Origin of the sequence: Enterobacter sp. BNK-22, assembly GCF_048684805.1 — a bacterium.
GTDB classification, from domain to species: Bacteria; Pseudomonadota; Gammaproteobacteria; order Enterobacterales; family Enterobacteriaceae; genus Enterobacter; species Enterobacter quasiroggenkampii.
In genome coordinates, this window is sequence record NZ_JBLQTT010000001.1 from 1,950,955 (window position 1) to 1,976,129 (window position 25,175).

Sequence of the window (25,175 nt, forward strand, 5' to 3'; positions counted from 1 at the left end):
CGTTTATAACACCATTAATAAAAGACTATAATGTCTAAATAAGCAACAGTGACGGAATATAAAACAACCAGGGCTGGAAATAAAGCCCTGGTTGTCTGATTAGGAGAAAAGATTAGATATGAGTAACGATTTCTTTAATCAGCGGCGGCCCTTTAAAAATAAAGCCGGAATAGATTTGCACCAGTGACGCACCCGCTGCCATCTTCTCGCGCGCAGCAATCACCGAGTCAATGCCACCGACGCCAATAATCGGCAGACGGCCATTTAATTCCGCAGACAGAGCACGAATAATTTCGGTGCTTTTTAATTGCACCGGACGCCCGCTTAACCCACCCGCTTCGTCACAGTTTTTCATTCCCTGCACGAGGGAGCGATCGAGGGTGGTATTGGTCGCAATCACACCATCAATATTATGACGAACTAAACTGTCGGCAACCTGGATCAATTCTTCGGCAGAAAGATCCGGCGCGATCTTAACCGCGACCGGAACATATTTATGATGGATCGACTGGAGTTCATTTTGTTTATTTTTAATGGCACTCAGAAGATCGTCCAGCGCCTCACCATATTGTAAGGATCGCAGTCCCGGGGTATTGGGAGAAGAAATATTCACCGCAATATAACCGGCATAGGCGTAGACTTTTTCCATACAAATCAGATAGTCATCTTTACCCTGCTCGACCGGCGTGTCTTTATTTTTGCCGATATTGATGCCCAGAATGCCGTCAAAGTGGGCTTTTTTAACGTTCTCGACGAGGTGATCAACACCGTGGTTATTGAAGCCCATGCGGTTGATCAGCCCTTCGGCTTCCACCAGTCGGAACAGGCGCGGCTTGTCATTTCCCGGCTGCGGGCGCGGGGTAACGGTGCCGATTTCAATGGAGCCAAAGCCCATCGCGCCCAGGGCATCAATGCACTCGCCGTTTTTGTCCAGACCGGCCGCCAGACCCAGCGGATTTTTAAAGGTCAGCCCCATGCATTGCACAGGTTTTACCGGCACATGCTGGCGCACCAGCGCGGCCAGAGGCGTTCCGGTAATACGACGTAATTGCTGGAATGTCAATTCATGAGCGCGCTCAGGGTCGAGCTGGAAAAGGGCTTTACGAACGAAGGGGTAGTACATGAACTCTCCTGGATTCCCGGTGTGCAAACCGGGAGGGGATTATGGGCGATCCCGGCGCGAAAGGGAATTGACCTGCGGCAAAAAATCAGCGTAAAACGCAATCGTTTACCTCCCCGTCTATTTCTTATGCACTTTTTCGCATTTTAATTGCAGATAAATCATTTAGTGGAATAAACGCGCGGTGTCACACTCCTTAAAATTGTTATGAATGTTAGATAAAAGCAAACAATTAGTTATAAGGAGGAAGTATGCGCGTCATTACCCTGGCCGGAAGTCCACGATTCCCGTCACGCTCCAGCGCCCTGCTGGAATATGCCCGTGAAAAACTGAATGCTCTGGATGTGGAAGTGTGCCACTGGAACCTGCATAACTTCGAACCTGAAGATTTGCTCTACGCCCGTTTCGACAGCCCCGCCCTGAAAACCCTTATTGAGCAACTTAACGGCGCGGACGGCCTGATCGTGGCAACGCCGATTTATAAAGCCTCTTTTTCCGGGGCGCTGAAAACCCTGCTCGATCTGCTTCCGGAACGCGCGCTGGACGGAAAGGTGGTGCTGCCGCTGGCAACGGGCGGTACGGTTGCCCATTTACTGGCCGTGGATTATGCCCTGAAGCCGGTGCTGAACGCGCTGAAAGCGCAGGAGATCCTCCACGGCGTTTTCGCCGATGACTCACAGGTCATCGACTATCAGCATAAACCCCACTTTACGCCCAACCTGCAAACCCGCCTCGATAACGCTCTGGAAACCTTCTGGCATGCCCTGCATCGCCGGGATATCCAGGCCCCGGCGTTTGGTCAGCCTCAAGGAGTCGCCCATGTTTAAAACCTTAACCCGCATCGGACTGGCAGGTTTGATGGCATTTACCTCGCTGGCCCATGCCGCAGAAACGGCTCCGGAAAGCTTACGTATCGGCTATCAGAAAGGCAGCGTCAGCATGGTGCTGGCAAAAAGCCACCAGCTTCTGGAAAAACGCTTCCCGGACACCAAATTCTCCTGGGTGGAGTTCCCTGCCGGCCCGCAGATGCTGGAGGCCCTTAACGTGGGCAGTATCGATCTCGGCAGCACGGGCGATATTCCGCCAATATTTGCCCAGGCGGCGGGAGCGGACCTCGTCTATGTAGGCGTTGAGCCGCCCAAGCCGAAGGCCGAGGTGATCCTGGTGCCTGAAAACAGCGATATTAAAACCGTCGCCGATCTCAAAGGCCATAAGGTCGCATTCCAGAAAGGTTCCAGTTCACACAACCTGTTGCTGCGTGCCCTGCAAGAGGCTGGGCTCAAGTTCACTGACATTCAGCCTGTTTACCTGACGCCTGCCGACGCACGCGCCGCGTTCCAGCAGAAGAACGTTGATGCCTGGGCCATCTGGGATCCGTACTACTCCGCCGCATTACTGCAGGGCGGCGTTCGCGTGCTGAAAGACGGTACCACGCTTAAGCAGACCGGTTCGTTTTATCTGGCCGCGCGCCCTTACGCGGAAAAGAACGGCGCATTTATTCAGGGCGTGCTGGATACCTTTACCCAGGCCGATGCCCTGACTCAGAGCCAACGTCAGGAGAGCATTGCCCTGCTGGCGAAAACCATGGGCTTACCTGAGCCGGTGATCGCGAGCTATCTCAACCACCGTCCGCCGACCACCATTACGCCCGTTGACGCGCACGTCGCCGCGCTTCAGCAGCAAACGGCCGACCTCTTCTATCAAAACCACCTGGTTCCAAAACAGGTCACTATTCGCGAACGCATCTGGCAACCCGCAGGCAAAGAAGGAGCTAAATCATGAGTCTGAATCTTTTCTGGTTTTTACCCACCCACGGTGATGGACACTATCTTGGCACAGAAGAGGGTTCACGCCCGGTTGACCATGGCTACCTGCAGCAGATTGCTCAGGCAGCAGACCGAATCGGTTTCACCGGGGTGCTGATCCCAACCGGACGGTCATGTGAAGATGCGTGGCTGGTCGCCGCGTCGATGATCCCGGTCACCCAGCGTCTGAAGTTCCTGGTGGCGTTACGCCCGAGCGTCGTCTCCCCTACCGTGGCGGCACGTCAGGCGGCAACGCTGGACCGACTGTCCAACGGCCGCGCCCTGTTTAACCTGGTGACGGGTAGCGATCCGCAGGAGCTGGCGGGCGACGGCGTGTTCCTCGACCATACCGAACGCTACGAAGCCTCCGCCGAGTTCACCCGCGTCTGGCGACGCCTGCTGGAAGGGGAAACCGTTACCTTTGAAGGCAAGCATATTCACGTTCGCGACGCGAAGCTCTACTTCCCACCAGTTCAGCAACCGCGCCCGCCGCTCTATTTTGGCGGGTCGTCGGATGTGGCGCAGGATCTGGCCGCAGAGCAGGTCGATCTCTATCTGACCTGGGGCGAACCGCCTGAACTGGTAAAAGAAAAAATTGCCCAGGTTCGCGCAAAGGCGGCCGCCCATGGCCGCAAGGTGCGCTTCGGTATCCGTCTGCATGTGATTGTGCGCGAGACCAATGAAGAAGCCTGGCAGGCGGCGGACCGCCTGATCTCCCATCTGGATGATGAAACGATCGCCAGAGCCCAGGCCGCGTTTGCCAAAACCGACTCCGTCGGGCAGCACCGGATGGCGTCCCTGCACAATGGCAAGCGCGAGAACCTGGAGATCAGCCCGAACCTGTGGGCGGGCGTCGGTCTGGTGCGCGGCGGAGCGGGCACAGCGCTGGTCGGCGATGGCCCGACCGTGGCCGCGCGTATCAATGAATACGCCGAACTGGGCATCGACAGCTTTATTCTCTCCGGTTATCCGCATCTGGAAGAGGCGTACAAGGTGGGCGAACTGCTGTTCCCGCACCTGGATGTCGCCATTCCGGAGGTGCCGCAGCCGCAGCGGCTTCAGCTTCAGGGCGAAGCCGTGGCGAACGAATTCATTCCACGCAAAGCCGCACAGAGCTAAGGAGTGACCATGTCTGCCACCTCACAAAAATGGCTGCTGCGCGCCGCGCCGTGGTTTTTACCCGTCGGCATTGTGGCGCTCTGGCAGCTCGCATCGTCTACCGGCTGGCTGTCGAGCCGCATTCTGCCCTCTCCGGAGGGCGTTGTAGAAGCGTTCTGGTCGCTGAGCGTTAGCGGAGAGCTGTGGCAGCACCTGGCGATCAGCTCCTGGCGCGCCGTGATCGGGTTTTCCATCGGCGGCAGCATCGGGCTGGTCCTGGGCCTGATCAGCGGCCTTTCACGCTGGGGTGAACGGCTGCTGGATACTTCTATCCAGATGCTGCGTAATGTGCCGCATCTGGCGCTGATCCCGCTGGTCATTTTGTGGTTTGGAATTGATGAGAGTGCCAAGATCTTCCTCGTGGCGCTGGGCACGCTGTTCCCGATTTACATCAATACCTGGCACGGCATCCGCAATATCGATCGCGGTCTGGTGGAGATGGCGCGCAGCTATGGCTTATCGGGTTTTCCCCTCTTTATTCATGTGATTCTGCCGGGTGCCCTGCCCTCCATTATGGTCGGCGTGCGTTTTGCGCTCGGCCTGATGTGGCTGACGCTGATTGTGGCGGAAACCATCTCAGCTAACTCCGGGATTGGCTACCTGGCGATGAACGCACGTGAATTCCTGCAAACGGACGTGGTGGTGGTTGCCATTATTCTTTATGCCCTGCTCGGCAAACTCGCTGACGTCAGCGCCCAGTGGCTGGAGCGCAGCTGGCTGCGCTGGAACCCGGCCTATACCCTTCAGGAGGCGAAAGCATGAATACGGCACGACTGAATCAGGGGACCCCGTTACTGCTGAACGGCGTCACCAAACGCTACGGCGAAAACACCATTCTTAACGGGCTGGATCTGCATATTCCCGCCGGACAGTTTGTGGCCGTTGTCGGGCGCAGCGGCGGCGGCAAGAGTACACTGCTACGGCTGCTGGCCGGACTGGAAGCCCCCAACGGTGGCGACATTCTGGCAGGGACAACGCCGCTTGCGAATATCCAGGACGATACCCGCATGATGTTCCAGGACGCGCGGCTGCTGCCGTGGAAAACGGTTATCGACAATGTCGGGCTTGGCCTTAAGGGCAGCTGGCGGGATGAAGCCCGCCAGGCGCTGGCCGCCGTTGGGCTGGAAAATCGCGCCGATGAGTGGCCTGCTGCCCTTTCGGGTGGACAGAAGCAGCGCGTGGCGCTGGCGCGGGCGTTAATTCACCGTCCGGGCCTGCTGTTGCTCGATGAACCGCTGGGCGCGCTCGACGCCCTGACGCGAATCGAAATGCAGGATTTGATTGGATCCCTTTGGCAGGCGCACGGCTTTACGGTACTGCTGGTGACGCATGACGTGAGTGAAGCCGTCGCAATGGCCGACCGGGTGCTGTTAATAGAGGAAGGGAAAATCGGTCTGGATCTGACGGTGGATCTCCCGCGGCCCCGTCGCGTGGGTTCGGCAAGACTGGCGGAGCTGGAGGCTGAGGTATTGGATCGGGTGATGAAGCGGGGGGAAACGGAGTTGCGGCGAGTTAAGGCTAATGTCTGACACCCTCACTCCGGCCCTCTCCCACGGGGAGAGGAAGGAAACACTAAAAACGGCAACCGAGGTTGCCGTTTTGCGTTTACCTGCCCACCGGGCTTTTTTTTCTACATCACGCTAAGGCTTTAGCAATCTTCTCGTACAGATCGCCAGACAGGTTTTCCAGCCCTTTCAGCTGCTCAAGCGCGGCACGCATCTTCGCCTGACGCTTCGCATCGTAGCGTTTCAGACGGATCAGCGGCTCAATCAGACGCGACGCCACCTGCGGGTTACGGCTGTTCAGCTCGGTCAGCATTTCCACCATGAACTGATAACCGCTGCCGTCTTCGGCGTGGAACGCGGCCGGGTTGCTGCTGGCAAACGCGCCAATCAGCGAACGCACGCGGTTTGGGTTGCTCAGGGTAAAGGAACGATGCTTCAGCAGGCTGCGCACGTTGCTGAGCGCATCGGCCGCCGGGCTGGTCGCCTGCAGGATGAACCACTTGTCCATCACCAGGCCATCCTGATGCCACTTGTCGTCGTACTCCTGCATCAGCGCATCGCGGCACGGCAGTTCGGCGGCAACGCTTGCGCCCAGCGCGGCCAGCGCGTCGGTCATGTTATCCGCTTCGTGATACTGCTTGCTCACCAGGGTGTTCGCCAGCTCGGTTTCACCAAACGCCAGATAGCGCAGGCAGGTGTTGCGCAGAGAACGTTTACCGATGTCCGCGTGCTCAACGCGATAAGCGTCAAGCTTGTTGGCGTTATAAATGGCGAGGAACTCGTCCGCCAGCTCAGCAGCCAGCGTACGGGTCAGCGCTTCACGCACCGCCACGATCGCGATCGGATCGATAATCTCGAACAACTCCGCGATTTCCGTTGCTGACGGCAGGGTCAGAATTTCAGCGGCGAGCGCCGGGTCAATTTTCTCATCCAGCAGGATCGCGCGGAACGCGTCAGCCACGTGAACAGGCAGCGACAGCGGCTGGCCCTGCTGATGACGGTTTACGTTAAGCTTGATGTAGGTCGCCAGCAGGCTTTGTGCGGCATCCCAGCGGGAGAAGTCGTTACGCGCGTGACGCATCAGGAACGTCAGTTGCTGATCGCTCCACTTGTACTCCAGCTTCACCGGCGCGGAAAATTCACACAGCAGCGCAGGCACCGGCTGGAAATAGACGTTATCGAAGATAAAGGTCTGCTCGGCCTGGGTCACGTTCAGCACGTGGTGTACCGGGTGGCCGCCCTTCTGCAGTGGAATGACTTTGCCTTCGTTATCGTACAGCTCAATGCTGAACGGAATATGCAGCGGGTATTTCTCTTCCTGCTCTGCCGTCGGCGGCGTGCGCTGGCTGATGGTCAGGGTGTACTGCTCGGTTTCTGGATTGTAATCGTCTTTGACGGTAACAATCGGCGTACCGGCCTGGCTGTACCAGCGGCGGAAGTGGGAAAGATCGACATTAGAAGCATCTTCCATTGCCTGCACAAAATCGTCGCAGGTGGCCGCGCTGCCGTCATGACGCTCGAAGTAGAGCTGCATCCCTTTCTGGAAGTTCTCTTCACCCAGCAGAGTGTGGATCATGCGGATAATTTCAGCGCCTTTCTCATACACCGTCAGGGTGTAGAAGTTGTTCATTTCGATGACTTTATCCGGGCGGATTGGATGCGCCATTGGGCTGGCATCTTCCGCAAACTGCAGGCCGCGCATGGTTCGCACGTTGTTGATGCGGTTCACGGCGCGTGACCCCAGATCGGAGCTGAACTCCTGGTCACGGAAGACGGTCAGGCCCTCTTTCAGGCTCAGCTGAAACCAGTCGCGGCAGGTGACGCGGTTACCGGTCCAGTTGTGGAAATATTCGTGGCCGATGACGCGTTCGATATCGAGATAATCTTTATCGGTGGCAGTATCGGTGCGCGCCAGCACGTATTTGGAGTTAAAGACGTTCAGGCCTTTGTTTTCCATTGCGCCCATGTTGAAGAAATCAACGGCGACGATCATATAGATGTCGAGGTCATATTCGAGGCCGAAGCGCTCTTCGTCCCACTTCATGGAGTTGATGAGCGAGGTCATCGCCCACGGCGCGCGGTCCAGGTTACCACGGTCAACAAACAGCTCCAGCGCCACCTCGCGGCCTGAGCGCGTTTTGAAGGTGTCGCGCAGCACGTCGAAATCGCCCGCCACCAGCGCAAACAGGTAGCACGGTTTTGGGAACGGATCCTGCCACTGAACCCAGTGACGGCCATTCTCCAGCTCGCCTTCACCTACGCGGTTGCCGTTGGAGAGCAGGAAGGGATACAGGGTTTTATCGGCGATGATCTTGGTGGTGAAGCGCGCCAGGACATCCGGGCGATCGAGATACCAGGTAATGTGGCGGAACCCTTCCGCTTCACACTGGGTGCACAGCGCCACGCCAGACTGGTACAGCCCTTCCAGCGCGGTATTGGCGGCCGGGCTGATTTCATTCACGATGCGTAGCGTAAACTGATCCGGCAGGTTGTCGATGACCAGCTGGTTGTTTTCTTCTTTATAGTCCGACCAGGCTTCATCATTAATATGCAGGGAGACCAGCGTCAGGTCTTCGCCGTCCAGACGCAGCGGCACAGCAGTTGCGCTGTGGCGCGTCACCTGACTCACCGCCGTGACAACGGTTTTAGTGGCATCCAGGTCAAAAGTCAGATCGATTTCGCTAATCAGATAATCCGGCGCACGGTAGTCGTGGCGGTATTTGGCTTGTGGCTGTTGTGTCATAGAAAACCTTATGCATCGTTTGTCGAGTAACGTTTCAATATATTCCTGTTGCGCAAAACGCGCTATGCAGAATGTTCATCTTTTCAGGGTCAACACCTTTTTTTTGCTACATTTGTATAACAAGGGGCACAAAATGCCCTCGACCATAAAACGCGCTTATGTTGTGATCGGGGTTCAATAAATCACTAAACAAGGTATACTCCGGAGTTGTTTATTGTACTAAACGCTCCTGTGAGAGGATGCTACTGCGCACCTATGACTCAATTCGCTTCTCCAGTTCTGCATACGTTGCTGGATACCGACGCGTATAAACTGCACATGCAGCAAGCCGTTTTCCACCATTACTATGACGTTCATGTCGCGGCGGAATTCCGCTGCCGTGGCGACGACTTGCTCGGTATCTACGCAGACGCCATTCGTGAACAGGTCAATGCTATGCAGCATCTGACGCTGCAGGACGAGGAATATCAGTGGCTTTCTGGCCTGCCTTTCTTCAAAGCCGACTACCTGAACTGGCTGCGCGATTTCCGCTATAGACCGGAGCAGGTCACCGTGGTTAACGATAACGGCAAGCTGGATATTCGCCTTGAAGGTCCGTGGCGGGAAGTGATCATGTGGGAAGTGCCGCTTCTGGCGGTGATCAGTGAACTGGCTCACCGCTATCGCTCACCGGAAACGGGCGTAGCGCAGGCGGTTGCCTCGCTGGAAAATAAGCTCGCTGACTTCTCCACGCTGACCGCAGGGCTGGACATGTCCCGCTTCCGCCTGATGGACTTTGGCACCCGTCGCCGTTTTTCGCGCGACGTCCAGGAGGCCATCGTTAAACGTCTGCAACAGGAGCCATGGTTCGTGGGCACCAGTAACTACGATCTGGCCCGTCGCCTCAACCTGACGCCAATGGGTACCCAGGCACACGAGTGGTTCCAGGCGCATCAGCAGATCAGTCCTGACCTGGCAAACAGCCAGCGCGCGGCACTGGCTGCATGGCTTGAGGAGTACCCGAATCAACTCGGGATCGCCCTCACCGACTGTATTACGATGGATGCCTTCCTGCGCGACTTTGGACCTGAATTTGCGGAGCGTTATCAGGGACTACGCCACGATTCAGGGGATCCGATTGAGTGGGGCGAGAAGGCCATTGCCCATTACGAGAAACTGGGCATTGACCCGATGAGCAAGGTGCTGGTCTTCTCCGATAACCTCGATCTGGCGAAAGCCGTCGAACTCTATCGCCATTTCAACGCCAGAGTGAACCTGAGCTTCGGGATTGGTACCCGGTTAACCTGCGATATTCCTCAGGTAAAACCTCTGAATATCGTGATAAAGCTGGTGGAATGTAACGGCAAGCCGGTGGCGAAACTCTCCGACAGCCCGGGCAAAACCATCTGCCATGACAAGGCGTTTGTCCGCGCATTGCGCAAAGCCTTCGATCTTCCCCAGATCAAAAAAGCCAGTTAAGCGCTTAAGGGAGCCTTCATGGCTCCCCTCTTCTTATTTATTTCTCAATTCTTCTCTTTTGACTGCGAAATTTACTTGTCTGATAGCGGATGGCAGGTAACATAGATATCCCCCCATAAGGGTGGACAAGTGTTTATTTTTTCCGACTATTAACAGAGAGAATATTATGAGCGTTGTGCCTGTAGCCGACGTACTCCAGGGCCGTGTCGCCGTTGACCAGGAAGTCACCGTGCGCGGATGGGTGCGTACCCGCCGAGATTCTAAAGCTGGCATCTCCTTCCTTGCCGTCTATGACGGTTCCTGCTTTGATCCTGTACAGGCCGTCATTAATAATTCTCTGCCCAATTACAATGATGACGTTCTGCACCTGACGACGGGCTGTTCCGTTATTGTCACCGGCGTGGTCGTGGCATCCCCGGGTCAGGGTCAGAGTTTCGAAATTCAGGCTTCTGCCATTGAAGTCACCGGCTGGGTTGAAGATCCGGATACCTATCCGATGGCGGCTAAACGTCACAGCATTGAGTATCTGCGTGAAGTGGCGCACCTGCGTCCACGTACCAACCTGATTGGTGCGGTTGCTCGCGTACGTCATACGCTGGCGCAGGCGCTGCATCGTTTCTTCGATGAGCAGGGTTATTTCTGGGTGTCTACCCCGCTGATCACCGCGTCCGATACGGAAGGCGCCGGTGAGATGTTCCGCGTCTCAACGCTGGATCTCGAAAACCTGCCGCGCACCCCGGAAGGTAAAGTGGACTATGACAAAGACTTCTTTGGTAAAGAGGCCTTCCTGACCGTATCCGGTCAGCTCAACGGCGAAACGTACGCCTGCGCGCTGTCTAAAATCTACACCTTTGGCCCTACCTTCCGTGCCGAAAACTCCAACACCAGCCGTCACCTGGCGGAATTCTGGATGCTGGAGCCTGAAGTGGCGTTCGCCAACCTGGACGATGTCGCGGGTCTGGCGGAAGCGATGCTGAAGTATGTCTTCAAAGCGGTGCTGGAAGAGCGTCCGGACGACATGAAATTCTTCGCCGAGCGCGTAGACAGCGACGCAGTAGCTCGTCTGGAGCGCTTCGTCTCTGCCGATTTTGCGCAGGTGGACTACACCGATGCGGTGGCGATCCTCGAGAAATGCGGTGAGAAGTTCGAGAACCCGGTTTACTGGGGCGTAGACCTGGCGTCTGAGCACGAGCGCTATCTGGCCGAGAAGCATTTCAAAGCGCCGGTTGTCGTTAAAAACTATCCGAAAGACATTAAGGCCTTCTATATGCGCCTTAACGAAGACGGTAAAACCGTGGCGGCGATGGACGTCCTGGCGCCGGGCATCGGTGAAATCATCGGTGGTTCACAGCGTGAAGAGCGTCTTGACGTGCTGGACGCGCGTATGGAAGAGATGGGTCTCAACCCTGCGGACTACAGCTGGTACCGCGATCTGCGTCGTTACGGTACCGTACCGCACGCTGGTTTTGGTCTGGGCTTCGAGCGTCTGATCGCCTACGTGACCGGTGTGCAGAACGTTCGTGACGTGATTCCGTTCCCACGTACACCACGTAACGCCAGCTTCTAATCAGTAAAGACTAAAATGGCCAGCTTATGCTGGCCATTATTTTATTCTGCATTGTCAGTTTTCGTCAGCGCAAAGTCAGCTTCTTTAAACCATCACCACGTCACAATCCCTGGTTGTTACGTTTTATTTCCACGAAATATCCAGCCACAAAAAATAAACCCCATTCTTATTGCGATTATTACATTCTCAAGCGATAGCACAAATTTCAACCAGTTTTACAGCCATCCAGAAGGCTTTTCGGCGCCATAAGAAAAAACGAGTCGTTTAGCGTCTGTTTATATGAAATGCCTTTATCCAAATTAATCATAAGGAATTCATATATATAGGATATGTCCTGTCGCTTAATTCGCCAGGACGCTCTGAAGTTTGAGGTGGTTCACAAAGTTCCCAAAAATACATATTTAGTTACACATATTTTCTTTTGGTTACCTAATCTTGAGAATTGTAGCACTTTCAGGCTAGCGAAACGCTTCGGCGAATGGAAAGATGCCTGTCAGATACATAAAGACACCAAACTCTCATCAATAGTTCCGGAAATATTTATTGACAGAATTTATTGACGGCAGTGGCGAGTGTCATAAAAAAACCAATGAGGGTAATAAATAATGATGAAGCGCAATATTCTGGCAGTGGTAATCCCTGCCCTGCTGGTAGCCGGTGCAGCGAACGCTGCAGAAATTTATAACAAAGACGCTAATAAACTGGATCTTTACGGGAAAGCAGTTGGTCTGCATTACTTCTCTGATGATGACAGCAACGATGGCGACCAGACCTATGCTCGTCTGGGCTTCAAAGGCGAAACAAAAATTAACGACCAGCTGACCGGTTATGGCCAGTGGGAATACAACTTCCAGGGTAACAACTCTGAAGGCGCCGATGCTCAGACCGGTAACAAAACCCGTCTGGCGTTCGCAGGTCTGAAATTCGGTGATGCAGGCTCCTTCGACTACGGTCGTAACTATGGCCTGGTGTATGATGCAATCGGCATCACCGATATGCTGCCAGAGTTCGGTGGCGACACTGGCAAGAGCGATAACTTCTTCTCCAGCCGTAATGGTGGTCTGGCGACTTACCGTAACAGCGGCTTCTTCGGCCTGGTTGACGGTCTGAACTTTGGCGTTCAGTACCTGGGCAAAAATGACCGTGCTGATGCAGTACGTTCTAACGGGGACGGCTGGGCAACTTCAGTCAGCTATGATTTCGAAGGCTTTGGCGTTGTAGGTGCTTACGGCGCAGCTGACCGTACCAACAACCAGCAGACTCTGGCCTGGGGTAAAGGCGATAAAGCTGAGCAGTGGGCAACTGGCCTGAAGTATGACGCAAACAACATTTACCTGGCAGCGCTGTACGGCGAAATGCACAACGCCGCACGTTTGGGCAGCAGCGGTTTCGCTAACAAATCTCAGGACTTCTCTGTTGTCGCTCAGTATCAGTTCGACTTCGGTCTGCGTCCATCCATCGCTTACTACAAATCTAAAGCGAAAGACGTTGAAGGCATTGGTGATGAAGATTTCATCAACTACATCGACATTGGCGCGACTTACTACTTCAACAAAAACATGTCCACCTATGTTGACTACCAGATCAACCAGCTGAAAGATGACAACAAACTGGGTCTCAGCAACGATGACATCGTAGCACTGGGTCTCGTTTACCAGTTCTAATCAGTACACCACTTTGTTATATGCTTAATGAACAGGGCTTCGGCCCTGTTTTTTTATGCCTGACAGAAAATAATGGCGACTTTTGAAAAGCCGCACGCTTTTCGTCGCAAACGGTTGGCATTTTGTAAATCTACCGTTAACCTGATAGCGGATTTCACTTCTGTAATCACAATGGAACTTCGTCATGTTTGAGAACATTACCGCCGCTCCTGCCGACCCGATTCTGGGCCTGGCCGATCTGTTTCGTGCCGACGACCGCCCTGGCAAAATCAACCTGGGTATTGGTGTATATAAAGATGAAACCGGCAAAACTCCGGTACTGACCAGCGTTAAGAAAGCTGAGCAGTATCTGCTGGAAAACGAAACCACCAAAAACTACCTCGGTATTGATGGTATCCCTGAATTTGGTCGCTGCACCCAGGAGCTGCTGTTCGGTAAAGGCAGCGCAATTGTAAGTGACAAACGTGCCCGTACAGCTCAGACCCCGGGCGGTACCGGCGCGCTGCGCGTGGCGGCGGATTTCCTTGCGAAAAACACCTCTGTGAAGCGTGTCTGGGTAAGCAATCCAAGCTGGCCAAACCACAAGAGCGTATTTAACTCTGCGGGTCTGGAAGTGCGTGAATACGCCTACTACGACGCAGCAAACCACTCTCTGGACTTTGACGGCCTGCTGGCAAGCCTGAGCGAAGCGCAGGCGGGTGACGTGGTGCTGTTCCACGGCTGCTGCCACAACCCAACCGGTATCGATCCAACGCTTGAGCAGTGGGAACACCTGGCGAAGCTGTCCGTAGAGAAAGGCTGGCTGCCGCTGTTTGACTTTGCCTACCAGGGCTTCGCCCGTGGTCTGGAAGAAGATGCTGAAGGCCTGCGCGCGTTCGCCGCCGTGCATCAGGAGCTGATCGTTGCCAGTTCCTATTCCAAGAACTTTGGTCTGTACAATGAGCGTGTAGGTGCCTGTACGCTGGTTGCGGCTAACGATGAGACCGTCGATCGCGCGTTCAGTCAGATGAAATCCGTTATCCGCGCTAACTACTCTAACCCACCGGCACACGGTGCATCTGTTGTTGCGACTATCCTGAGCAACGATGCGCTGCGCGCCATCTGGGAACAAGAGCTGAACGATATGCGTCAGCGTATTCAGCGCATGCGCCTGCTGTTTGTGAACACCCTGGCGGAGAAAGGCGCGGACCGCGACTTCAGCTTTATCATCAAACAGAACGGCATGTTCTCTTTCAGCGGCCTGACCAAAGAGCAGGTTCTGCGTCTGCGTGAAGAGTTCGGCGTGTACGCCGTGGCGTCTGGCCGCGTGAACGTTGCAGGCATGACGCCTGACAACATGGCGCCGCTGTGCGAAGCGATTGTCGCCGTACTGTAATTTGCGCCTATAAAAAAGCCTGCATTATGCAGGCTTTTTTTATGCGGGTTACCAGACAGGCATTTCATCCTGAAGGAACGGATTATGGAGCCGTTCATAGCCCAGCGTCGACATCGGACCGTGCCCAGGGATAAACGTCACATCATCACCCAGCGGCAATAACTTCTGTTTAATCGACTGAATCAGCTGTCCGTGATCGCCGCGCGGAAAATCGCTGCGTCCTACGCCACCTTTGAAAATCACATCGCCGGAGATCAGCAGACGGGACTGGTCATCAAAGAAGACGATATGGCCTGGCGTATGCCCAGGACAATGCAACACCTGTAAAGTCACATTCCCTATGCTAACGCGCTCTCCTTCATTCAGCCAGCGATCGGGCGTCAGAGGCTGACACTCATCAAGGCCAAACATGCGGCTTTGGGCAGGTAACCCCTGCAGCCAGAACTCATCTTCTTTTTCCGGACCGACAATCGGCACGCCGTAGTGTTCAGCCAGTTCAGCCGCTGCGCCCACATGGTCGAGGTGACCATGCGTCAGTAAAATCTGCATGAGCGTCACGCCGCTGTCGGCGACTTCCTGTTTGATCTTCTCAGCGTCACCGCCGGGATCAACAAGCGCGGCCAGTTTAGTCTGTTCGCACCAGATGAGTGAACAATTCTGGGAGAACGCGGTAACCGGAATAATACGATAGTTCATACTGCTCCTGTGTTTCGTTATTACCAGTGCCGAACCGGACCGGTATCAATATGCACAAAGTTGCTGCTGGGGTAATATCCTACACCACCTGCGCGCATAGATAACGCAGCTTTGCGAATATTGGCTAACGAAACGCCCTCAATATGGAAATCCATTGCCTGGCCCTTCGTGTGATAGCTTTTTTCGCTACCCCGCGACTGTGGGCACGCAGTTCATTATTGGTATCAACCGAGCGATAACCAGAAATAAGCTGCACCGGCTTGCTGGTACCCAGCAGGCCCTGAAGGCGGAAAAGCTGATCAAACAGTCCTGGGTCGATGGCTTTAATTTTATTCGCGCGGAAATCACGGAAAAAATGGTTAAGTCTTGCTAATTCATCCTGAATATAGCCTCTGCCATCGAAGAACTCCGCTTTTAACGACTCACCGGTATGAAGATTGTTGAGAGTTAAAACTCGCGGACGAGGTGTCGAGAGGGTGGCAAATGCTGGCGTCGGCAAGATGGCCGCTGCGCCAAGCGCAACACCACCTAACGCCAGCAGTTTGCGGCGATTAGCGTCAAATTTGTCCATGATAATCAGGTCTACAGGTAAAAGAAATCGTAATATGCTTAGCGCACGAAGGGCACCTTAACTGGCAAAACCGGGTACGTCAAGGCGCCCAACCCCAGTGAATACGCGGCTTGCAGCGATATAGCCCCTTATTCACCCTAACTTACGACAATCATTTTTCCCGAACTGCTTCATTTACCTGATTAATTGTTCCGCTTTTGGCAAAATTTGTGCGCCGGATCGCGCGGTGAGATCATAATTGTAAATATCTGTACGGTACTGAGTACGCCCGTCTTCGCCAACAAACGCCGTCAGATAGTAAAGATTGACCGGAATATTGTGTCGAATATTAACGTAACGCGTATCCCCCTGCTTCAGGGCATCCGAAATGCGCGTATCGTTCCAGCCCGCGTCCTGCAGCAGCATATTGGCCAGCTCCGAGGCTTTGTTCACGCGCACGCAGCCAGAACTCAGCGCGCGCGTATCTTTCTGGAACAGATTGTGGTTCGGCGTATCGTGCAGATAGATAGCGTCAGAACTCGGCATATTGAATTTGTAACGCCCTAAAGAGTTATGCGCCCCCGGTGCCTGCTGGAAACGGAACGGCAGGTTAGAAGCCGTGATTGTCGACCAGTCGACCATATAAGGATCGATGGCCTCTTTACTGTTCCAGCCACGCATCACCGTATAACCATGACGTTCCAGATAACCCGGATCGTTCCAGACCTTCGGCAGAATGTCTTTACGCGCCAGTGTCGGTGGCACGTTCCACGGCGGGTTAACCACCACATTATTCAGCGCGCTGCTCATCATCGGCGTTTTGCGATCCGGACGCCCGACAATCACGCGTGACGCCAGTTTTTCGCTACCGTCCTGGTAATAGACCAGTGAATACGCCGGAATGTTAACCATAATCCCGGTAGAGAGGGTTCCAGGCAGCAGGCGCAAACGCTGGATATTGAGCGCCAGCACCCCAGCCCGCTGCGCAGGCGATACGTTCAGCCAGTCTCGTGTCGTCTGGCCAATGACGCCATCGGCTCCCAGTCCCTGAGCGGCCTGGAATTGCTTCACTGCCGCAACCAGCTCGCGATCGTATGCTGCGGGTTTATTGCTGACGGCAATCGCTTTTTTCTCTTTCACGAGCGCTGACGGGCTGACCGCCGCGTTTTGTGGATCGTCACCAGGCAGAGCGATATGTGGCCCGCCATCAAGAAGACCGGAGCGCGTCAGGATCTCACGCAGAGCGGGCACATCGCTGCTCCACTGCCCCGGACGCAGCGTCGCGGTGCCGCGCATCTGCGGCCATGGACGCGAGTCGCCCACCAGCGCGAGAAGCGACTCGTGCAGAGTGGCATATTGTGGATGCGCTGGTGCAAGGCTGGCAATAAAGCGCGGCAGTTCGCCGTTATCCAGGGCTAACTGCCACTGGTTAATCACCGACAGCGCCGGCGTCGCCAGCTTATACGGCTTGTCGCTGTACAGCCAGCGGTTGCCATTGACCGGAATACCCGCCACGAACTGCAGATAGCCCATCATGGCATCGGAAAGCACGACGTCCCGTGCCTGACCGGACACGGCAGGATCGGTTAACAGCTCAACCCACTTTGTAAACTGTGGCTGAAACCCTGCAATAGCGACCTCCGCCAGCTGCTGCTGGAAGGCGCGCACGGCATCGCGGTTTTCCCACATCGGTTTCATATCGCGGGCAGCATAGAGGAGCGTGAGCTGATTGATATAGACCGGCGTGTAGCCTGACGGCAGCCCTGACTGCAGCTGCTGGCTGAGCGATTCGGCATCGATGCCTTCCGGCAGCGGCTTAATACCAGCCATGATAGCCGTCGCCGGAGACTGTTCCAGCGGCTGGGACAACGACGTAGGCTGCGTGCCTGTCGTTGCCGAGCTGTCAGTCGGCACAATTTCAGGCTCGTCGGCCTGGGCGGTTAACAGTGGAGCAAACATCACTGCCAGGCATAAACTAAGCGCCGACAGCTGACGACCACATTCTTTCTTAAGCAACATCCCTTGCCCCCTGTTTTCACGACATGCCCATCACGTTGGGGCTTTCTTTCATTATAGGTAGACGGCTAAGCTGTTGCCTTACCTTATGTAAAGAAGTTTAAAGATAACGCAGCCCTAAGCACAAGTTAAGTTTAAAAAAAAAGCGGCGCCAGGGCGCCGCTTCGGATCGGAAAACGCGTCAGGAAGCGTCCGCCGTGGTTTCTGGCAGTGACTCTGGCGGCTGCGGCGCAAAGCCACGTAGCCCCACAACGTGAACGTGTTCGCTGTTCTGGAACACTTTACGCACCAGCTTGTAGGTTGTCCCTTTTTCAGGACTGATGTTCTCCGGTGCCGCAATGATGAGCTGCATATCGAGACGTTCGCAAAGCTCAAACAGCGTAGCAATGGAGCGCGCATCAAGACGCGCCGCCTCATCCAGGAACAGCAGTCGGCATGGGGAGATATCTTTGCCGCGCAGGCGGCGCGCTTCGTCTTCCCAGCTCTGTACCACCATCACCAGAATTGACATACCGGTACCGATCGCTTCACCGGTTGAGAGCGCTCCGGATTCCGCACGCAGCCAGCCGTCTGAACCACGGTTTACCTCTACCTCCATTTCCAGGTAGTTACGGTAATCCAGCAGCTCTTCACCGATGGTTTGCGGCGTACGCTGGCCCATATCAATCTGCGGGTTCAGGCGTTGATACAGTTTCGCCAGCGCTTCAGAGAAGGTCAGACGGTTACTGTTGAACAGATCCTGATGCTGTTCGTGCTGCTCAGACAGCACTTCCAGCAGGGTGGCATGCGCTTCGCGCACGTTAACGTTGAGGCGCACGCTGTTCACCTGGCCAAACGACACGCTCTGCAGCCCCTGGTTGAGCTGGCGGATACGGTTCTGCTCGCGCTGAATGGTTTTACGGATGATGTTCGCCACGCTGCGGGAGCTGATCGCCAGCTTCTGCTCGCGGGAGGTCAGCTCTTCCGTCAGACGACCCAGCTCGATTTCCATCTGTTCGATAGCCTCGACCGGATCGTCAGTACGAATGATGTCCTGACGAATACGTTCGCGCAGGTGCTGGTAAACCGCCACGAAGAACTGGATTTTACGTTCAGGACGTTTCGGATCTTCGGACATGCGCAGAACATCGCGCAGGTGTTCGTTATCCGCCACCGCCAGACGCAGGGCACCCAACGCCTTATCCGACATGGAACGCAGCTCATCGGCAGAAAGATATGCCAGCTCGCGACGGTGCAGGCGACGCTCAACGTTATTGTCTTTCACCATGCGCATCACCGCGCACCAGCCCGCCTTCGCGGTCACGACCTGCTCGCGCATCTCAAAGTAGTCGCGCTCCAGCTTGCGCAGGCGACGGGTCAGGTTATCCATTTCTGCTTCGCAGAAGGTCAGCGCTTTTTCCAGCTGATTGCGACGCGCACGGTTGTTGCTCAGCTGAGCATGCAGCTCGTCACGACGAATGCGCGCGCGCTCTTCTGCCCCGCTGTCGGCACGAACGCCGATGTCCTGAAGCTCTTTCTGCAGGTCGTTTAACAGCTCTTTCTTGGTATCGAAGGAGCTTTTCAGCGAGGCCAGCACCTGGTTGTACTGGTTCAGTTGAGCGGAATGGCTGCGCATTGCTTCGCGGGCGCGGGTACGTTCCGCTTCCGCCTGCTCAAGGCGCTGACGCAGCTTTTCATTCAGATCGCTGTTACCGCTCAGCATTTCTGCCGAATCGGAGTAGCCGAAGTGGGCGCGACGCTGCACCACCTCCGTCAGGGCGAACGCCTGCTGACGCGCCTCGCGCTGCACCTGCTGCGACCAGGCATAGTCTTCTTTCAACTGCTCAAACTGTTCCGGGTCGCTCTGCAGGACAGACACGACCGGCTCCAGCTTCGCCAGCTGATTGCCGTGCTGCTGCACGAAGCGCGCGGCTTCCTGCGCTTCATCCAGGCGCTCCTGGATCTCGTCCACGCGATCGGCCAGCGTGTCATCCGCCAGCAGATTCAGGCGCGGCAGAATACGGTTAAGGGCCGCGACGCCCTCTTTCGCCTGCTCAAACTGGACGCGGCTCTGCTGGTTGTCGCTTTCATGACTGGCAATCGCCCGCTCCAGCTCGCCGCGACGGGTATTGAGCTTGCGAATTTCCGCTTCCGGGTCCGCTTCAAAGGCTACGGCCAGATGGCTGCCGATAAAGCGGCTAAACGCCTGATGCAGGCGCTGGGTTTTCTGCACGTCAAACGACAGCGTCGCAAAACGTTCAGATAGCGTTTCACGCTCGGCGTGCAGGCTTTCGATGCGGCTTTCGCGCGCGGCGCGGCCAAACAGCGGCAGCTCAGGGAAGCGGGAATAGCGCCACTGACGGTCAGCGATTTTCACCACCACCGCTTTTTCCAGCTCGTCGACGCTGAATACGCTGTCATCGAACGACTGCGGATCCCCTTCGATCAGGTAGAGATCTTCCGGACAATCTTCCAGGCCGGCAAGCTGCTCAGAAATCAGCGACAGATCCGGCACCACAATCGCATTACGGGATGGACCGTACAGCGCGGAGAAGTATGGCGCATCGTCCAGACCGACATCGTCGTAAATCTCGGACAGCAGCACGCCGCCAAAACGCTCCGCCAGGGCATTGAGACGCGGGTCTTCCGCACCGCCCGGCTGGCTTAAGCGTTCAATTTCTTCGTCGACTTCACGCTTGCGCGTGCCGACTTCATCACGCTCAACAATGGCTTCGCGCTCGCGCTCCAGCAGCTGCTGCAGGTATTCGGTCACTTCTTGACTGGATTCAAACTGCTCGCCGCACTGTTCGCTGAGCTGGTTAAGGCTACTCTGGGCCGCCAGCCAGACCGGTGCACGCTGCAGAAGCGCTTGCGAACGGGACTGCAGCTGTTCCAGCTCCTGACGCAGGGTCATACGCTGTTCGCTGGCGCTGGAGACCGTGTCTGAAAGCGCAGTGATACGCGCCTCGAGTTCCTGATGCAGGGCCTCAAGCTCGTCAAAATCGTAATTTTTGCCCTGACGTTTGCAGAATTCCGCCAACAAACGCTCGGCTTCCTGCTGCTCGCGCAGGCGCTGTTCCAGCTCGTTCAGACGCATACGCAGCGGCTGAACCTGCTCGGCCAGATGGCGCTGGTTAACACCGTCGCGCAGCAGTTCACGGGCAACGTCCCAGGCTTCGTTACGCGCCAGCGGGCCGTTAATCGCTACGACCAGCTGATAGGCCTGCTCAAACTGGCTGTGCGCCGTTTGCGCAACGCTCATTTTCTGTTCGAGGGACAGCAGTTTCTCAGTGGCTTCCTGCTCTTTGGCCTGGAAGGTATCCAGCCACTCGTCGGCGCTTTCAGGCGTCAGATCAGGCAGATGGCACAGCTCTTTCGCGCGCTGTAATGCCTGCAGTGCCTGGGTGTACTGGATCGCGCGCGTCTGCTGCACGTCCAGCGCCTGCTGGTAATCGGCAAGCTGGCTTTTCAGCTCATCCACTTCCAGCTCGGCCGCTTCGGCGCGGGCTTCGTTCTCTTCCTGCATCTCGGCGGCTTCGGCCACCACTTCATTTTGCTCTTCAAGACGAATTTGCAGCTCGTCGAGGTCCGCTTCATAGCGCTCGATTTTTTCCTGCTGACGGAGCGCAGTTTGCACCAGGTTCAGGTGATCGCTGGCGGCCTGGTAATCGGCTTCCAGGTCGCCCTCGGCACCGTTGTGCTCACCGAGCTCGCGCGCCATTTCGACGTGCTTGTACTGCTCGGCCACCAGCTGTTTACGGGAGGTAAACAGCTCGCGGCGATATTCTAATGCCTGATCGAGGTGGACGCGGCGCTCGTTAGCGTGGCGCATGTAGTCCGCCGCCACGTAGTTGGTGGCTTCGCTGATCAGATGTTTAAACAGGTCACGGTCAGACTGGGTAACGCGAATCGCTTCCAGCGTCATGCGGTTTTCACGCAGCGCCGCTTCCATATCCTGGAAGGCCTTACGCACGCCGCTGTTTTCCGGCAGCAGGTAGTCGCGCAGGGAGCGGGTAATCGCGCTGGAGATACCGCCGTACAGAGACGCTTCAATCAGGCGATAGTATTTGCTGCGGTCTGATGCCGTGCGCAGACGACGCGCCACCACGCCCAGATCGAACATTAACGAGTGGTAGTCGGTAATCGAGTTGAACTGCTTGAACTGCACGCCTTCGATCGCTTCGAGCTTATCTTTCAGCTCCTGGAGCGTCAGCACGCGCGCCTGGCGTTCGTTCAGGGTTTCCGTCAGCAGCGCCGTCGGCTGCACAGACGTTGGCAGCCCCTGGATGGCGAACGGTTTAATGTCGACTTTACGATCGCGACCGGCAACCTGCTGCAGGCGTACGCCCACCACCACGCGCTGATGGCGCGAGTTAATGACGTCCAGAACCGAATAACAGACGCCGGCCTTCAGCTTCCCGTGCAGACCTTTATCACGGGAGCCACTTGTGGCACCCGCTTCGGTGGTGTTACGGAAGTGAAGCAGCGTCAGGTCAGGGATCAGCGCCGTGACAAAGGCCGCCATGGTGGTGGATTTACCCGCCCCGTTACCGCCGGAGAGCGTCGTGACCAGCTCATCCAGATCGAACGTTCGGGCAAAGAAGCCGTTCCAGTTAATCAGCGTCAGTGAGCGAAATTTACCGCGTTCAATCATTACTCTTCCTCCCCGCTATCCGGCAGATTCTCTTCATGCTCATCATTGAGCTGCAAATGGTTTTCCACCGGCATCGCTTCACCGTCGCGGATCATGCGAAGCTGCGCTTCACGCGCGTCATCGCCCGCACGCACGTCGGCGCCGAAGCGGAAGACAGATTCCGTAATGCGGAATTTGCTGCTGTCGTGACCCATAAACCAGACCATCCCCAGACGACGCAGACGGTTCAGGGAAGAGCGGACCTTTTCCTGTAATTTCTGACGGTCAAGATCCGACCCCGTGGAGCGGTTGTTCACCAGCTTGAGCAGCTTGCTCTCATCTGCCAGCGTCAACAGCTCGTCGTAAAGCTCCTGCTGGGTGAAGATCCCTTCATTCGCCAGACGTTCCGGGCTGAGGTAGAGGTAGCAAAGAATTTTGCCGACCATCATATCCAGCTCGGAGAGCACGGAACGCGGAATCAGCGTCGTGGAGCGCGGGCGCAGGTAGAAAAACCCTTCCGGCGCGCGGATAAGCTCCACGTTGTAGCGTGCGTAAAACTCTTCCAGGTACTCCTGGAAGTCCATCAAAAAGGCGTGATTATCCAGCTCGTCTAAGCCAATGTGACGACCGGCACGCAACTGGCTGTCCAGCGCCGGAAATAACGGATTCGCCAGCGCCTGTGCCAGCTTAACCGGCATCACTTGTTCAATATTTGTCAATGACATGCGCCTGTACCTTGGCTCCGTAATCGTTAATTGGCTGCCACTTCGGCGGCAGTCCGGTGAAGTCTGCTTGCGCGATACCCAGGCGAACCGCCTGGTCTACCACAATGCGGGCAACGTCGAAGTGGCGCGCGCGCGGATATTGCGCCAGATAGTCGCGCACCACGAGTCCCAGATCCAGCGGAGCTTGTCTGGTTTTATAGACCGCGAGCTGTTCTTCGATCATCGCCGCAAGCTGCTCGCGAATTTCGTTAAATTCTTCATATTCCAGATCCGGCGGCAGTTCACCGGTCACCTCTTCATCGCGCAGCGCCATCTCTTCGTCGCGCATATCCAGCAGACGATCGGCATTGGCGTAGGTCAGCGCCCACGGCGCATCGAAATAGGTCTGCACCGACTGGCGCAGACGCTGGGCAAAGACGCGGTTCTTATCCATATCGATCGCGGTACGGATAAATTTATGCACGTGTCGGTCATAGCCAATCCACAGGTCGATCGACTGCTGGCCCCAGCTGATGATACGGTCCAGCTTGCTCTGCAGGTCGAACACTAAACGATCGATAAAATGCAGATCGTCGTGCGCCAGCGTCGCGTCCTGGATGCGCAGCAGGTTCGCCTGCAGCTTATCCCCTGCGGCTTCCAGCGTATCCTGCAGCTCACGCAGCGTACCGGAGGTTTCTGACAGCAGAAGTTCACAGCTGGAGATGGCCGCTCGCCAATCTTTATTCAGCAGCTGTGCGATATCGTCTTTCACCTGCTGCTGCTGTTCGTCCATCAGGCGCTGGGTCAGATCGATACTGTCGAAGATTTCCGCCACCGAATATTTCAGCGGTGCATAAACGTTTCGGTGCCAGTGGAATTCGTCACCGTCTTCATCTGCCGCATCGGCGGCGCGCTTAAGCTCACCCGCCACGATCGACAGCTGCATGGAAAGACGCAGCGTGGAAAATTCACGCTGGCGGATATAATAATCGGTGATGCCAATGCCCAGTGGCGTCAGGCGATAGATGGCGTTTCCTTCCGCCTGCTCGCTGGTAAAGCGGTTCAGCAGACGTTGACGCACCATATCGTTGATCGCGTTGTTGGCACGGACGCTAATGGTTTCGCTGGTTTGCTCAAACGCATCACTGACGTGGCGGAACGCATCCACCAGTTCACCCTCGCTCATTTCACCATCCAGCCGCTCGCCGTTCAGCGTGGCGACCGCCAGCAGGAAAGAGAGTCTGTCTACCGGCAGCGAGATGGAGAAATCGTTTTTCCTGGCCCAGGCAACCAGTTCGGGGACTGTCTGGGAAAATTCACTCATAGGTTATCCTTGCATCTGCGGCTTGTGCGCGGTGACGTGAATATAGCGGCCAAGGCTGACAAAAGGCTCCTGACGGCAATACCGCGTTTCCAATTCTGTTAAGGTGTCAAAACAGTCACGCTGTTTGTGTTTTTCACGCAGATAATCATGAAACACCCTGACGCCCGTCTTCCCGACAATCTGCCAGCCAATCGCTTCCAGCCAGCCATAAACCTGCTGTGGATCGCGCGGATAGTCCGGGGAAAGCGTGCGCTTTTTCTTTTTGGGCATCCCGACCTGAACATAGTCGAAGTTTCCCGCAACCATGTTGTGCATCAGGAAGCCGTTAGCATTGTAGAACATCAGCGACAGCGTGCCGCCCGGGCGCAACATCGACCACAGGGTTTGTAACACGCTTTGCGGATCGGCAACCCACTCCAGCACCGCATGAAACAATATCAGATCAACCTGGGTTTCCAAATGCTGTGCGATGTCCTGAGCGGCGCATTGTATAAAATGCATGTTGTCGCTCACACCTTTCTCTTCTGCCGCACGCGTCGCGCGGGCGACCATTTCAGCAGAAAGATCGCAAAGCGTGACGTGATGACCGCGTTCAGCCATTTTTATGGCCGTCTGCCCTTCACCACCACCGGCGTCCAGCACGCGCAACGTTTGGCCACCGAACGTAGCCAGAATGGTGTCCAGATCCTGCCAGAGGATCGTCTGACGAAGCTGCCCCTTCGTGGTGCCATAAATGTTGCGCGAAAATTTTTCCGCGATGTCATCAAAATTGCGATCCCGCATTGGGAGAGTTCCACTCGCTAACTGCAAAACCGCTATTTTGTCACACCCGCGCGGAGAATGAACCTCTCTGGTGTAATATCACCGGCAATCACCTG

17 protein-coding genes and 1 pseudogene are annotated in these 25,175 nt (G+C 55.8%); 9 read left to right on the forward strand and 9 right to left on the reverse strand.

What is annotated here, in order from left to right; translation table 11 throughout:
* Positions 1-112 precede the first annotated feature (112 nt).
* Positions 113-1,123: a quinone-dependent dihydroorotate dehydrogenase gene (gene pyrD, locus ACMGGE_RS09290; protein WP_023618346.1), complete on the reverse strand. Its 1,011-nt coding sequence runs from the start codon at positions 1,121-1,123 to the stop codon at positions 113-115.
* A gap of 248 nt (positions 1,124-1,371) precedes the next feature.
* On the opposite strand from pyrD, the gene ssuE reads away from it, so the two are divergent.
* From ssuE to ssuB, 5 genes are read left to right on the forward strand one after another with little or no spacing between them, the layout of a single operon-like run.
* Positions 1,372-1,947 (forward strand): NADPH-dependent FMN reductase, encoded by a 576-nt coding sequence (gene ssuE / locus ACMGGE_RS09295; RefSeq protein WP_008499940.1) that lies wholly within the window; start codon positions 1,372-1,374, stop codon positions 1,945-1,947.
* Positions 1,940-2,902, forward strand: coding sequence for a sulfonate ABC transporter substrate-binding protein (locus ACMGGE_RS09300; RefSeq protein ID WP_126534797.1), 963 nt, complete (start codon positions 1,940-1,942; stop codon positions 2,900-2,902). The genes ssuE and ACMGGE_RS09300 overlap by 8 nt, the downstream gene beginning before the upstream one ends.
* Positions 2,899-4,044 carry an FMNH2-dependent alkanesulfonate monooxygenase gene (ssuD, locus tag ACMGGE_RS09305; RefSeq protein ID WP_045908372.1) on the forward strand — a complete coding sequence of 382 codons (1,146 nt, stop codon included), beginning with the start codon at positions 2,899-2,901 and terminating at the stop codon, positions 4,042-4,044. Before ACMGGE_RS09300 ends, ssuD begins: the two co-directional genes overlap by 4 nt.
* Before the next feature lie 9 nt (positions 4,045-4,053).
* On the forward strand, positions 4,054-4,845 hold the full coding sequence (gene ssuC / locus ACMGGE_RS09310; RefSeq protein WP_320717194.1) for an aliphatic sulfonate ABC transporter permease SsuC: 792 nt from the start codon (positions 4,054-4,056) through the stop codon (positions 4,843-4,845).
* Positions 4,842-5,612: an aliphatic sulfonates ABC transporter ATP-binding protein gene (gene ssuB, locus ACMGGE_RS09315; protein ID WP_048027219.1), complete on the forward strand. Its 771-nt coding sequence runs from the start codon at positions 4,842-4,844 to the stop codon at positions 5,610-5,612. The genes ssuC and ssuB overlap by 4 nt, the downstream gene beginning before the upstream one ends.
* Before the next feature lie 106 nt (positions 5,613-5,718).
* Here the strand turns inward: ssuB and pepN are convergent, their stop codons facing one another.
* Positions 5,719-8,331: an aminopeptidase N gene (pepN, locus tag ACMGGE_RS09320; RefSeq protein WP_047651293.1), complete on the reverse strand. Its 2,613-nt coding sequence runs from the start codon at positions 8,329-8,331 to the stop codon at positions 5,719-5,721.
* Between the two features lie 255 nt (positions 8,332-8,586).
* Between pepN and pncB the strand changes: the two genes are divergently transcribed.
* From pncB to aspC, 4 genes are all read left to right on the forward strand, one after another.
* Entirely contained in the window at positions 8,587-9,789 is a 1,203-nt protein-coding gene (gene pncB, locus ACMGGE_RS09325) for a nicotinate phosphoribosyltransferase (RefSeq protein ID WP_048027215.1), read from the forward strand.
* Positions 9,790-9,955: 166 nt separating this feature from the next.
* Positions 9,956-11,356 carry an asparagine--tRNA ligase gene (asnS, locus tag ACMGGE_RS09330; protein WP_023615887.1) on the forward strand — a complete coding sequence of 467 codons (1,401 nt, stop codon included), beginning with the start codon at positions 9,956-9,958 and terminating at the stop codon, positions 11,354-11,356.
* Positions 11,357-11,961: 605 nt separating this feature from the next.
* Entirely contained in the window at positions 11,962-13,020 is a 1,059-nt protein-coding gene (gene ompF / locus ACMGGE_RS09335; RefSeq protein ID WP_045908376.1) for a porin OmpF, read from the forward strand.
* 184 nt (positions 13,021-13,204) lie between these two features.
* A complete protein-coding gene (gene aspC / locus ACMGGE_RS09340) occupies positions 13,205-14,395 on the forward strand; it encodes an aspartate transaminase (RefSeq protein ID WP_008499949.1) in 1,191 nt (396 codons plus the stop codon).
* A 48-nt stretch (positions 14,396-14,443) separates the two neighbouring features.
* Here aspC and ACMGGE_RS09345 read toward each other — a convergent pair whose 3' ends face one another.
* The 7 genes and pseudogenes from ACMGGE_RS09345 to cmoM all read right to left on the reverse strand — a co-directional run bounded on the left by ACMGGE_RS09345 (position 14,444) and on the right by cmoM (position 25,080).
* Positions 14,444-15,091 carry an MBL fold metallo-hydrolase gene (locus ACMGGE_RS09345; RefSeq protein ID WP_008499950.1) on the reverse strand — a complete coding sequence of 216 codons (648 nt, stop codon included), beginning with the start codon at positions 15,089-15,091 and terminating at the stop codon, positions 14,444-14,446.
* A gap of 20 nt (positions 15,092-15,111) precedes the next feature.
* Positions 15,112-15,662: pseudogene (locus ACMGGE_RS09350) on the reverse strand (DUF882 domain-containing protein).
* 174 nt (positions 15,663-15,836) lie between these two features.
* Positions 15,837-17,660: a L,D-transpeptidase gene (gene ldtD, locus ACMGGE_RS09355; RefSeq protein WP_420293685.1), complete on the reverse strand. Its 1,824-nt coding sequence runs from the start codon at positions 17,658-17,660 to the stop codon at positions 15,837-15,839.
* Between the two features lie 178 nt (positions 17,661-17,838).
* The gene (gene mukB, locus ACMGGE_RS09360) at positions 17,839-22,290 is read right to left on the reverse strand and encodes a chromosome partition protein MukB (RefSeq protein ID WP_420293686.1); all 4,452 of its coding nucleotides are present in this window, start codon (positions 22,288-22,290) and stop codon (positions 17,839-17,841) included.
* Positions 22,290-22,994, reverse strand: coding sequence for a chromosome partition protein MukE (gene mukE, locus ACMGGE_RS09365; protein WP_008499954.1), 705 nt, complete (start codon positions 22,992-22,994; stop codon positions 22,290-22,292). The genes mukB and mukE overlap by 1 nt, the downstream gene beginning before the upstream one ends.
* Positions 22,975-24,297 carry a chromosome partition protein MukF gene (mukF, locus tag ACMGGE_RS09370; protein WP_008499955.1) on the reverse strand — a complete coding sequence of 441 codons (1,323 nt, stop codon included), beginning with the start codon at positions 24,295-24,297 and terminating at the stop codon, positions 22,975-22,977. The genes mukE and mukF overlap by 20 nt, the downstream gene beginning before the upstream one ends.
* A gap of 3 nt (positions 24,298-24,300) precedes the next feature.
* Positions 24,301-25,080: a tRNA uridine 5-oxyacetic acid(34) methyltransferase CmoM gene (cmoM, locus tag ACMGGE_RS09375; RefSeq protein WP_032649174.1), complete on the reverse strand. Its 780-nt coding sequence runs from the start codon at positions 25,078-25,080 to the stop codon at positions 24,301-24,303.
* Between the last annotated feature and the right edge of the window lie 95 nt (positions 25,081-25,175).

Bases quoted from the DNA above. Each gene is read 5' to 3' on its own strand.
- pepN (WP_047651293.1), bottom strand. From the start codon at position 8,331: ATGACACAACAGCCACAAGCCAAATACCGCCACGACTACCGTGCGCCG.
- mukE (WP_008499954.1), bottom strand. From the start codon at position 22,994: ATGTCATTGACAAATATTGAACAAGTGATGCCGGTTAAGCTGGCACAG.
- mukF (WP_008499955.1), bottom strand. From the start codon at position 24,297: ATGAGTGAATTTTCCCAGACAGTCCCCGAACTGGTTGCCTGGGCCAGG.
- cmoM (WP_032649174.1), bottom strand. From the start codon at position 25,080: ATGCGGGATCGCAATTTTGATGACATCGCGGAAAAATTTTCGCGCAAC.
- ssuC (WP_320717194.1), top strand. From the start codon at position 4,054: ATGTCTGCCACCTCACAAAAATGGCTGCTGCGCGCCGCGCCGTGGTTT.
- ssuD (WP_045908372.1), top strand. From the start codon at position 2,899: ATGAGTCTGAATCTTTTCTGGTTTTTACCCACCCACGGTGATGGACAC.
- pyrD (WP_023618346.1), bottom strand. From the start codon at position 1,123: ATGTACTACCCCTTCGTTCGTAAAGCCCTTTTCCAGCTCGACCCTGAG.
- mukB (WP_420293686.1), bottom strand. From the start codon at position 22,290: ATGATTGAACGCGGTAAATTTCGCTCACTGACGCTGATTAACTGGAAC.
- ACMGGE_RS09345 (WP_008499950.1), bottom strand. From the start codon at position 15,091: ATGAACTATCGTATTATTCCGGTTACCGCGTTCTCCCAGAATTGTTCA.
- pncB (WP_048027215.1), top strand. From the start codon at position 8,587: ATGACTCAATTCGCTTCTCCAGTTCTGCATACGTTGCTGGATACCGAC.
- ssuE (WP_008499940.1), top strand. From the start codon at position 1,372: ATGCGCGTCATTACCCTGGCCGGAAGTCCACGATTCCCGTCACGCTCC.
- aspC (WP_008499949.1), top strand. From the start codon at position 13,205: ATGTTTGAGAACATTACCGCCGCTCCTGCCGACCCGATTCTGGGCCTG.
- asnS (WP_023615887.1), top strand. From the start codon at position 9,956: ATGAGCGTTGTGCCTGTAGCCGACGTACTCCAGGGCCGTGTCGCCGTT.
- ACMGGE_RS09300 (WP_126534797.1), top strand. From the start codon at position 1,940: ATGTTTAAAACCTTAACCCGCATCGGACTGGCAGGTTTGATGGCATTT.
- ompF (WP_045908376.1), top strand. From the start codon at position 11,962: ATGATGAAGCGCAATATTCTGGCAGTGGTAATCCCTGCCCTGCTGGTA.
- ssuB (WP_048027219.1), top strand. From the start codon at position 4,842: ATGAATACGGCACGACTGAATCAGGGGACCCCGTTACTGCTGAACGGC.
- ldtD (WP_420293685.1), bottom strand. From the start codon at position 17,660: ATGTTGCTTAAGAAAGAATGTGGTCGTCAGCTGTCGGCGCTTAGTTTA.